Origin of the sequence: Paraglaciecola sp. 20A4 (genome assembly GCF_011378905.1) — a bacterium.
Lineage (GTDB): Bacteria > Pseudomonadota > Gammaproteobacteria > Enterobacterales > Alteromonadaceae > Paraglaciecola.
Genome location: NZ_WTPY01000055.1, coordinates 1 through 8769, shown reverse-complemented (window position 1 = coordinate 8769; position 8769 = coordinate 1). Strand labels below are relative to the sequence as shown.

At 37.1% G+C, this 8769-nt stretch carries 12 protein-coding genes; 2 read left to right on the top strand and 10 right to left on the bottom strand.

The genetic code is table 11. The annotated features are described in order from the left end of the window. Positions 1–69: 69 nt before the first annotated feature. The 6 genes from GQS54_RS22595 to GQS54_RS22570 form a co-directional block, all read right to left on the bottom strand. A complete protein-coding gene (locus GQS54_RS22595; protein ID WP_166426180.1) occupies positions 70–243 on the bottom strand; it encodes a hypothetical protein in 174 nt (57 codons plus the stop codon). Positions 244–252: 9 nt separating this feature from the next. After that, entirely contained in the window at positions 253–1143 is an 891-nt protein-coding gene (locus GQS54_RS22590; protein ID WP_166426179.1) for a hypothetical protein, read from the bottom strand. 9 nt (positions 1144–1152) lie between these two features. Then, entirely contained in the window at positions 1153–3678 is a 2526-nt protein-coding gene (locus GQS54_RS22585) for a hypothetical protein (RefSeq protein ID WP_166426178.1), read from the bottom strand. 50 nt (positions 3679–3728) lie between these two features. Then, on the bottom strand, positions 3729–4130 hold the full coding sequence (locus tag GQS54_RS22580) for a TrbC/VirB2 family protein (RefSeq protein WP_166426177.1): 402 nt from the start codon (positions 4128–4130) through the stop codon (positions 3729–3731). 10 nt (positions 4131–4140) lie between these two features. After that, positions 4141–4479 carry a VirB3 family type IV secretion system protein gene (locus GQS54_RS22575; protein ID WP_166426176.1) on the bottom strand — a complete coding sequence of 113 codons (339 nt, stop codon included), beginning with the start codon at positions 4477–4479 and terminating at the stop codon, positions 4141–4143. Positions 4480–4790: 311 nt separating this feature from the next. Next, on the bottom strand, positions 4791–5060 hold the full coding sequence (locus GQS54_RS22570) for a helix-turn-helix transcriptional regulator (RefSeq protein ID WP_166426175.1): 270 nt from the start codon (positions 5058–5060) through the stop codon (positions 4791–4793). 131 nt (positions 5061–5191) lie between these two features. Between GQS54_RS22570 and GQS54_RS22565 the strand changes: the two genes are divergently transcribed. Next, positions 5192–5857, top strand: a complete 666-nt coding sequence (locus tag GQS54_RS22565) for a hypothetical protein (RefSeq protein ID WP_166426174.1) — start codon at positions 5192–5194, stop codon at positions 5855–5857. After that, entirely contained in the window at positions 5844–6500 is a 657-nt protein-coding gene (locus GQS54_RS22560; RefSeq protein WP_166426173.1) for a hypothetical protein, read from the top strand. Before GQS54_RS22565 ends, GQS54_RS22560 begins: the two co-directional genes overlap by 14 nt. Positions 6501–6756: 256 nt before the next feature. Here GQS54_RS22560 and GQS54_RS22555 read toward each other — a convergent pair whose 3' ends face one another. The 4 genes from GQS54_RS22555 to GQS54_RS22540 all read right to left on the bottom strand — a co-directional run. Next, the gene (locus tag GQS54_RS22555; RefSeq protein WP_166426172.1) at positions 6757–7050 is read right to left on the bottom strand and encodes a hypothetical protein; all 294 of its coding nucleotides are present in this window, start codon (positions 7048–7050) and stop codon (positions 6757–6759) included. Between the two features lie 19 nt (positions 7051–7069). Continuing rightward, positions 7070–7642, bottom strand: a complete 573-nt coding sequence (locus tag GQS54_RS22550) for a 2OG-Fe(II) oxygenase (RefSeq protein WP_166426171.1) — start codon at positions 7640–7642, stop codon at positions 7070–7072. A 63-nt stretch (positions 7643–7705) separates the two neighbouring features. Next, on the bottom strand, positions 7706–8206 hold the full coding sequence (locus GQS54_RS22545; protein ID WP_166426170.1) for a hypothetical protein: 501 nt from the start codon (positions 8204–8206) through the stop codon (positions 7706–7708). 2 nt (positions 8207–8208) lie between these two features. Then, positions 8209–8769: prolyl oligopeptidase family serine peptidase (locus GQS54_RS22540; protein ID WP_166426169.1), on the bottom strand; the 561-nt coding region annotated here is incomplete at its 5' end.

The following is an 8769-nucleotide window of genomic DNA, read 5'->3' as shown; positions in this document are numbered from 1 at the left end:
CCGATGATGATTAAAGTCGATATTCTGCTGTGCAATATTAACTAGTGGAATGTGCAAATTGCCGGACGCTTACAAATATTCTGCTTTCTCCTCTCTTCTCTTTATTAAATACGGGTCAATATAATGCGCTGGTGAGACTCTATCTTTAAGTTGTTCTTTTGCCTTTTCGGCATCGAATTTTTCTTGAGCGAAAACGTTAGTTAGAATAAAAAAGCTGAAAGTTACTATCATTATTTTTTTCATAGTATTTCCTTAGAAATTAACGGTTTTGTTGTTGTTTTCGCTAGGTTCGTAATCAACTCGATTCGACACCTCAAGCTTGTCGAGTAATTGCATATCAAAAGCAAAAGATTCTCGGCTTTTTCTATCTGCGGCATCTTGATTTGACATTTCAAATGCTTTTAGCGCAATAGCATTTTGCTGTTGCGATAATCGAGCGGATAGCTCCTGCTGCATAGCAAGTATTTGTAAAGTTTGTAGCTGTGCTTCATCATCTGTAGCAATATCCTGCCTGTTCTCTTGTAGCTGCTCAAAAGCATCAGTTAAGTATTTTGTTTCGACTTTAAAAGCATCAGCGGCATACGTTTGTTCTGTAATTTCTCTAGATTTCAGAAATAGCCTACGGGCTTTTTCTCTCTGCATATCCCTCATATCTTCAGACAAAAAGGAAGATTCAATATCTTCATAAACATCTTCTAGATCGCGGATTCGGTTATAAACCTCTCCGATTCTTTCATCTACATCTATAACGCCGTCATCTGTGTATAAATCAACGTCCCAATCATCCCAATGTGAATCGAGCGGATTCAATGGAAAATCAATTTCTATAGCTGAGAGAATATTTCTCCATTCAGTGCTGTCTACAATATCTCGCAAGCCCTTGATCTGATTGAGAGTATGTTCGTACTCTAAATATGTCTGTTCCATCTTACGAAGAGTTTGGACGTATTCATTCGACACTACCGTCGATTGATACAAATCTTCTGCATAAGATTGCAGCTGCTGCGAATAGCCCAAAAGCTGTTGAACTAAACCTGGTATATCAATTGTGGGAATACCAGCTTCAACCCGTTTTGTGTAACTCACCGGGGCAATCACCAGAGCTGCCGTTAAAAAGAATATGCTAATTTTACGTTTCATCATGACAGTTCCTTAAAAGTTGAGGTCAGCAATTGTCTTTTGTACTGCTAGATCAATATCGCCATTTGTGTGCTCCAAGTTACGCTGCAATGTCATTGCTTCTCCTGCAACGCTTGTATTAATAACCCTTTGTTCTGGCTCTGAATAAAGATTAATAATTTTGGCAACTCTAATTTCAGGCTGATATATAAAGGCTTGTTGTTTTGGGATTAGTGATTGAATTGCATCAAGATGACCTTCTGATAAATGAAAAACGTCTCTGTAGATATCCCTATCCATTTCGCCGTCAGCCATGAACCAAAAAGTAGATGCAGCACTTCGAAGTGCGGGCCACTCTCTAATTTTTTTGAGTTCTACAGGGCTTTGGGTCCAAAGTGAAACGCCCGCTTGCCATTTACCCCATGTACGAATGCCTTTAACAAGAAAATCAATCATTCCAGGGATTGCTAAAAAAGCGTGAGCTTCGTCAATATCTAGCATCTTGAAAAAATCACGAAGCTCTGGATTTTCAAAAGTCCTTAATACTCGATAAACAATTTCACTCATAACTAATGAAAGTGAAACTTTGTCGTCTTTAACCCCCATAATGTTGTAGACACTAAAGCGTTTCTGAAGGGAGCCTATAGCATCATTTGTATTGTCATAAATGTTTGCATAAATCCCGTCACTGTGAAATTTAGAGAGTTTACGTTTAATGTCTTTATTACAGTGATCTAGGAAACTAGAAAATGAACGCATTGCAGCCGGTAGCCTAAGTACAGATAACATAGCTTCGTCTAACTGCTGCACTTCACTTTTTGTAAAATGATTTAGTTCAGCGTTAGAATTAGATTGCACCATTGCTTCTAGTTGACGCATAAAGTGAGCTCTAAACCTAATGTCGTCGGCACCTTCTGCAATAAAAAATGGATTAAAACCTGCTCTATTTTTGTCAGTCATTTGAAAAATACTACCGTCATCCTGAAAAAAACGAGCGACAGCTTCAGTACCAGGATCGATATCAATAGCAGAGTAATAGCCATTAAATTTCATGAAATGAGTTGCAATGGAGTTTTTAGTAAAGGTTTTCCCTGACCGTATTGGACCAACCCCAATAACCATGCATTTGCCGCCGATATAAGGACAGTAATAGAAGGGAGAACCATCGTTTGATTCAAATATATAGAATGCTTCTTCTTTTTTTAATACACCGTCTCTTGTTGTATATTCCCACTCTGGGATGCCTGTACTAGCTTTATAAAATAGGGAAAGGGCAGCTGCTTTTCTAGAATTAATTGGCACTAGTTGGCGCTTAGATTCAAATTGAGAACCCGGTAAAAAGCATTCAAAAGCAGATTCTAAACCAGCGGTTTCCCAAACAATATCCGCTCCCGCTTGGTTTAATGAAGACCGCAACGATTTACATGCTATTTCTATCTCCTCAATACATTCTGAAAAGATAACAGCTGAACATTCAAATTTTCCGTTGTAGTCGCCCAATGCTTGTGCGTCTGAGACCTCTTTTAAAACTGCCTTGTCTTTTTCAGACATAGATAATTGGATTTCCAATTGTGATTTCTTATCACCTTTCATCATGTCCATGAGATTTATTTGGTTTCGCGCAACTTCATTTTCGGCTTCATCAAAGTATTTTTTCTGAAGTCTTTTATTCATTCCCCGGTATCTAGTCATTAATACATAATTGCCCTTATTACCAATTGGGGAATTAATGCCATTAGCAAAAAATCCACGCTCTATGTATTCGTCTGAAAAGCCCTTTATAGAGGCGATTCGTAGGTACATAGGTTTGATCCCAGAAATTTTTAAGTAGTCCACCCCTCCCCTATTAACGGCGGTAATCGTAGAGTCGAAAACTCTGCCATTCAAATCACATTTTGGAGGGTTAGATTTTATATTTAGAAAATCAAAATCTAAGGTGTGAAGCGCCTTAATTAATGACCAAAATTGTGAGCCGTCTAGCTGTTTGTTACCGAATGAGGTTAAATCTAGTCGTGCAATGTGATTTTGAATTTCTTCTTGTAATATTTTTGCTGTTTCTTTTATCTCTGCTTCATATGCTAAAACTGAATTCCGTTCAGAAATTCTTGTTTTTATATAATTTCTTGCATCTTTAGATACCACTGAAGAGACTATATTTTGTAGGAAGTCGAAACTGAACCATTTGGTTAGATCACTAGCAAAAGGCAACTCAGCTAAAAAAAATATATGTGACGAACATAAGCTTCTTTTTTCTTGTAAAAATAATTCTCTTCTTTTGGATATAACGCTTGAACGCTTATCCTCTCTGGGCTTTATTGTTACATTGGGATTATTTCTATGAACGTAATATTGAGTCAATATCAACTCAGGAGGACTTGTTCTTATTAAATAACGAAGTAATTCAGTCGCGATCTCTTTTTCTCTTACTCCTAAGCCACTTGGGTCTATACCTCCGAGCTCATAAGCACCTAACATCGTTGAAGCATTGCTGATATAAAAGTCTTTGAATCGACTTGATAGGCAACTCAGTTCAGCGGCGCTTTCGTATGTAATACCCATATTATTTACCTCAAAATGGGGCGTTACCGCCCCGCTTTGCTCCTAGTTGATTAGCTTTGAAGTGCGGTTATCCAAACGCCGATATTCAAAATAACCACAACAGCGATCATTACTCGGGCGAATGTACCCATTGCATTCATCATCTTCGGCGCTATGGCCCAAGTAATAGCCATACCCACCAAGCTAATAAATGAAAATGTTAGTGCTACCGGACCATCAATAAGGTTAATTACATCTTGCGCAAACTCTGTAAGTGCGGCCCATGGGCCTGAACTTGGTCCTCCAATATCGTAATCAGCATAAGCGCTGCTTGAGAACATTATCGAGGTAAGCAAAAAAGCGCATAAAGCGGTAAACCGCTGAAGTTGTCTTTCTTTAAAGGCTAATACTTTGGATTTTGCAGTATTAGTGTTGGTTAGAATTGCGCTCAACATGGTATTTAATGATTTCATTTTTTGATTCCTATTGGATTTGTGAAATATGCTTGGTTATGTACTTGTTTCTGTTTTTCAAAAGAACTTTGAATGTTTTTTCATTGACACCTCCTGTATAAAAAGTTGGGCGCCTAAGCTTGTCTAAAAGGATTTCAAGGGCTTTTTCATCGTCACGATGAATGATAATTGCCGGTGGGATAGTCAATAAAAATGCTACGAGAGCAGCTACAAATCCAGCGGTTACAAGGACGATGATCACTAACGCACAGCACAGTAAAAATAGTCTTGAAGGTACGCCAAACTTTAAGCTTGGTTCATGAAGAGCTCGATTATGCTTTAACGATGGGTGTTTTATTTCTTCTTCCACTTGGCAACCCCTCATACATTCAATAAATAACAATTATTTTTCGGGAATTGCAGTAAGTTACAAAACTTACCTCAAACCATAAAAAACCTAAAAGCCTCATAAATGAATATAAATGACTCATTTAAAAACATAAAAATTCCAACTAAACTTTTTATCGGTTGGTTTTTTATGTTTGACTTGTAGTATGGTTGAAGAAATACAGGAGATTGTCAAGAAATAAAGAGTTGTTTTTTACTCAAATGGGCAGTTATTTTCAACTGCCCATTTTATAAAAATATATTGCAACGATTTCAGTTACTTATTATTGCGAGCTAATTTACTTTCTTTTTTGGAATAAGAGACATTAGATTGTTACCGAAGTCCTGGAGAAGCTGTTGCTTCTTCTCTCTATCCTCTTTTGATGTGGTGGTAATCATAATAAATTTTTCAAGTTGAAATATGTCCATTTTGACACCTTTCGTTTCATAATTTGCAATCGTCTGGGGGGATACATCGATGAGTTCGGCTACCTCTTCACGGGATAAGCCAGCGTTAATACGCATTTGTTTTACTAACTCAGGAGTAAGAAATTTCTTGAACATTGCGATCGTACTCAGCTGTTGCGGGAATGAATAAATATTTTGGGTTCTAGTTTTACTATATCTTAGCTTATTTAAGCAAATTTGTTGTTATTATTGGTTTATAGCGACCGAATTCAATAAGACATAAGAATATGACACAAAAAATATACATGTTTTCTAAAAATAAACATTTAGAAGAACTCATCAGTCGATTACTTCCCACGCATAAACGGTTTATCGATGTAAATGCAGGAGTTTGTGAGATTCATGCTCACAAGCGCCCCTGTAAACAGAACTTACTCAATTGGATTGATGTTAAATATTGGCCTAATGACAACGCCAATGAGTATCTCGATTATAAAACCTTTAATCTTGAAGCTAAAGAATTTACTACCGATGTATATGAACCAAGTAAACAAGATTTGGTTTACCTAGATGCTAGAACTCTATCCGCAATAGATATAGGTAATATGTCGGCTCTAAAAAAAGCAGCGATAAGCCCTCTAGACGTATCCGTATTAGTCATGTCACACAGCAAAGTGGATATTGAGCTAATTACTAATGATTGGGCGACTAGTCAGGCAGTTTTCATTGACCTCTACGATGAACGCTTAGTTTACTGTGCCGCAAATTTTGCTATTGATGACAGTTCAGATTTTTATAAATCAGGAAACGATAAGTCTGAAAGACAAGCCATAGTGAGAAAAAGAAAAAGCTTTATATCCAAATTTTCTGGGTTGTCGTCTAGTGAACAAGAGGTGATGTTAAAACAGCTTATAGATCAGTTTTTGATTGGAGGAAACGATGCTGGTGATTAGGGTATGCGGTTATGCAGTTTTGCTTTATTTACTGTCATTTTATGAGCTGTCTGAGTTTCATTTAAACGTAGTTTGGACCACGTTCATTATGATGCTCTATATCGATGCTAAACATCCTGATATAAGAAGTTTAATCGTCATTTTTGCTGTGATTAATACGTTCTTTGTAGAACTTGATATTTTTGTATTTATTCTTACGAGTTATTACTGGGACACGGGGTTAGTGATTGGTGATCTCATTTTGAATGGCATAATACTGTTGAATCTACTGGCAATGGCTATAGCCATATATTACCGGCCAGAAATAATGAATTATGTTCAAAAGAAATTCGACATGGGGGATCACATGTACCTTTATACGGTTGCTGATTTTGTACAATTAAAGTTCATTCAACTGATTATAGTTTTTGCCGCTGCATACACTATTTACATGTTTTACCTGGCATTACTTGTTTGGGGAGTACCAGATGGTAAGGAACACGCAATTGAATACGAAACAGCGAGAAGCTTTTATAAAGCCAAAAGCTATATTTTCGTTGATGCATTGGTAAAGGTAGAAGCCGCACGAAACTTCCTGTTAGTGTTGGTTCTTTTCAAGTGGCTACGAAAAAGTATGGATTCTAAAACAGGAGGAATATTTTGAATAGGTTAGGCGCAAATTATAGCTGGTATTCGGGGCTCAATAGACTCCAGAGAAGGATATTCATAACGTCTCTAACCGTCCTACCTTTTTCCGCTTATATACATCACACTAGCTCTGATGAGTTCATATGGGAAACGTTGGAGGGAACGTTAATTTCTTCTGCATACAGAATAAGTTTATTGATAGTGGCTTTATTCATTGCTGATAGGTTTAGGAGGGACGACATTATTTAGCCGTCTCTTCTAATAACCTAGACTTAGGACCACAAACTATCCCACCAAATGACAATTACATTATCAGTCATATGTCGTTGTTTCTTACGAATAGCCTTGGCTGTTGTTTCAGTAGGTTCTAATTTTTGAGTTTTTAGACCTTCCTTAAAAGCATCTGGAGTGACAATATCATTCTGTTTTTCAAGCAGTTCTTGATGTTGTGCGTTAGTAGCAATTGGAATACTTGTTGCGGTTTTTGTGTTTTCACTTGCGTTTACCGCATGTGTTACGCCACATATTACAATACCAGCGACTATTGTTTTATTTGTTATGCTCATTTTGACTCTCCTGTAATTCCTAGGTGATTTCTGAATAACGTAGGAATGTTATAAGTGAATATCTATCATTACTAATCGGAGTTTCTACATTGTGATAATGCGTCCATCCCGCAGGGACTACAGCTATGTTTCCCATTTCAGGTTTAATAGATATTGATTGTTCGCTTGAGGGTAGGAATAACTCCCCCCCCTCGCTTACATCGTTCAAGTACCATATGAAAGCAAGACTTCTGTAATGATCATAACCGCTGGCATCGAAGTGTACATCAAACCGATCTTTACCTGTTCTGAAACGCATTAAACTTGGTGATTCGTAAAAATCTCCAAACGTTTCAGGTTTTAGGTCCAGGCCGGCGCAATATTCGTTTAATATTTGATTTAATTTATTTACCACAAAACTTGAAAAAACTGGCGATTCATCAAGAAATAGTTTGATGCTCTCATATTGAGAATTAGTAGTGTAAGCGCCGGAATCTTTGTTTTTTAACGTGATGGCATCATTCTTTTGACTAAACAAGCTGATTAGTTGGGAGCACTCTTTATCAGTGAGTCCGTTCTTTTTTACAGCTATGTCTCTACCTAAAAATTTCATACAAGTTTAGTGCAATAATTTTCACTAAACTTAAATCACCCTGCTCTGATAAGCAATAATTATTTATGTAATAAAGCAGCAATGAAGTGATATACATTTAAGTAGTTTTTTAGTATTTGTTTGTAATTCAAATAGATGATTGTGATATGGGGGAATTATAATTAGGTCGCCGGTTGTTACTTCGAAGCTTTTACTCTGTCTCGGTAAATTGCAATGGAAGATAGCTTTAGGTAAATCACTTATAATATAGATAAAAGATACTATCCTATGCGACTTCCCCTTGCCTCCTGTCGTTTGCAATGCTTTATCCCCTGCATTCACCACAAACGTGTCGAGCTCTAATGAAAATGCATTATGTTCTTCATCAATAGTAAATGGCGGCATACATAAGTTGCGATATTCTGGGTAATGTTCAGCTTGTATATCAGCTATACGTTGGATGGCCTCCGCACTAGGAGTACCATTCCCCGTATTATCAATAGATGAGTTTATCGATTCGATCTCTTCACAAGTAAGTACACTGGTGCTGGTAAAAACGAATTCAGATTGCTTTATAAGTTCCACGGTTAGCCATTGCCTTCGTCAAGGAAGAACACAATAAACTTTGCAAAATTATGATATCGCTCATAGCGACCTCCTTTGATATGACCTCCATTGCGTATATCGAATATTAACTGTTCGTTATTCGTCCTTAACTTATCAATTTTTGATACCCATTTTGCTACTTCCCAATAGCCAACTGCCGGATCGTCTATAGCAGCGCTAACATAGATACCGGGATAGTCTTGAGGTTGAATATTGTCGTATGGGGAGTATGACATTAGATATTTGTATACTGCCGGGTCTTTCTTTGGATTTCCAAACTCATCCCAATCTGAAATTGTATAGTTCAGCGTTTCATCCATTAGTGTGTTAACTACATCGACAAATGGCACTAACATAGCCACTTTTTTAAATAGTTCAGGCTCTTCATTTAACGCTACCCCAACAATAGTGCCTCCTGAACTCTCCGCAGAAGCATATATATTGCCTTTCTTAACTAAATTGGCAGACACTAGATAGTTGGCTACAGATAAAAAATCTGAAAAGGAGTTTTTACGATTCATTAATCTACCTTGTTCATGCCA

Excerpts from the sequence above, each read along its gene's own strand:
- GQS54_RS22595 (WP_166426180.1), bottom strand. The coding sequence starts at position 243 with ATGAAAAAAATAATGATAGTAACTTTCAGCTTTTTTATTCTAACTAAC.
- GQS54_RS22590 (WP_166426179.1), bottom strand. The coding sequence starts at position 1,143 with ATGATGAAACGTAAAATTAGCATATTCTTTTTAACGGCAGCTCTGGTG.
- GQS54_RS22585 (WP_166426178.1), bottom strand. The coding sequence starts at position 3,678 with ATGGGTATTACATACGAAAGCGCCGCTGAACTGAGTTGCCTATCAAGT.
- GQS54_RS22580 (WP_166426177.1), bottom strand. The coding sequence starts at position 4,130 with ATGAAATCATTAAATACCATGTTGAGCGCAATTCTAACCAACACTAAT.
- GQS54_RS22570 (WP_166426175.1), bottom strand. The coding sequence starts at position 5,060 with ATGTTCAAGAAATTTCTTACTCCTGAGTTAGTAAAACAAATGCGTATT.
- GQS54_RS22565 (WP_166426174.1), top strand. The coding sequence starts at position 5,192 with ATGACACAAAAAATATACATGTTTTCTAAAAATAAACATTTAGAAGAA.
- GQS54_RS22560 (WP_166426173.1), top strand. The coding sequence starts at position 5,844 with ATGCTGGTGATTAGGGTATGCGGTTATGCAGTTTTGCTTTATTTACTG.
- GQS54_RS22555 (WP_166426172.1), bottom strand. The coding sequence starts at position 7,050 with ATGAGCATAACAAATAAAACAATAGTCGCTGGTATTGTAATATGTGGC.
- GQS54_RS22550 (WP_166426171.1), bottom strand. The coding sequence starts at position 7,642 with ATGAAATTTTTAGGTAGAGACATAGCTGTAAAAAAGAACGGACTCACT.